The organism is Nitratidesulfovibrio liaohensis (genome assembly GCF_011682075.1).
In the GTDB taxonomy this organism is placed as follows: domain Bacteria; phylum Desulfobacterota; class Desulfovibrionia; order Desulfovibrionales; family Desulfovibrionaceae; genus Cupidesulfovibrio; species Cupidesulfovibrio liaohensis.
The window spans coordinates 1-666 of record NZ_VSMK01000736.1 but is presented as its reverse complement, the minus strand read 5'-3'; the positions used below and the strand labels follow the sequence as shown (position 1 = coordinate 666).

The 666-nt window shown below is 65.8% G+C and carries 1 protein-coding gene; it reads right to left on the bottom strand.

Annotated elements, in window-relative coordinates; translation table 11 throughout:
- Positions 1 to 225, bottom strand: a 225-nt coding sequence (locus tag FVW27_RS20695; RefSeq protein WP_424991894.1) for a cobaltochelatase CobT-related protein, incomplete at its 3' end; no start/stop codon positions are given.
- Positions 226 to 666 lie beyond the last annotated feature (441 nt).

The window sequence follows — 666 nt, the reverse complement described above, 5'->3', positions numbered from 1 at the left end:
CTGGCCGTGCCGCACCAGGCGCCCCACGGTTTTCTGCTCCGTCGACGCCGGGTCATGGCTGGCCGGAAAGGCGGTGATGGCCACGTTGATGCCGATGGTCTCAAGGGCCGAGGCCACGGCATGACAGACCGTGCTGGCCAGTCTGATGTTCGGGGTCATGGACCCGGAGCAGTCGAGGAGCAGATGCACGGCGGTGTTGATGCCGACGCGAGTTCCCTTGCGCATGAAGACGCGAGCGTCATCCGTGGCGATGCGGTGGAGCCTGCGCGGGTCGAGCCTCCCGCTCCGTGCCCCGTGGGTCCGGCTGATGGTCGCAGCCTGCAACAGGCCATGAAGCCGCGTCCGCAGGGCCGTTGATGACCGCCTGGCCTCGACGATGTCATCAGGGTGCAGGTCCGAACTGGCCTTGTGGGTGACTGTAGCCACGCTGACGGGCAATCCATCACGTGCGGGAGCCTCACGCTTCAGGGCCTCACCAAGGATTGTCCCGAATTCCTGTGGAAGCTCGTCCTCCTGGGCATGCAGCAGGTTCCGTATCCGTTCCCACGGTGATGCCGTAGGCTGGTTGCCATTGCCAGCCCCACCCTCCGGGGCGTCCCCAGTTTGATTGGCGTCCGGATTCGTACCTGAAGCGGGTGGCGGCGTTTGCGTGGCCTTGCCCAGTTC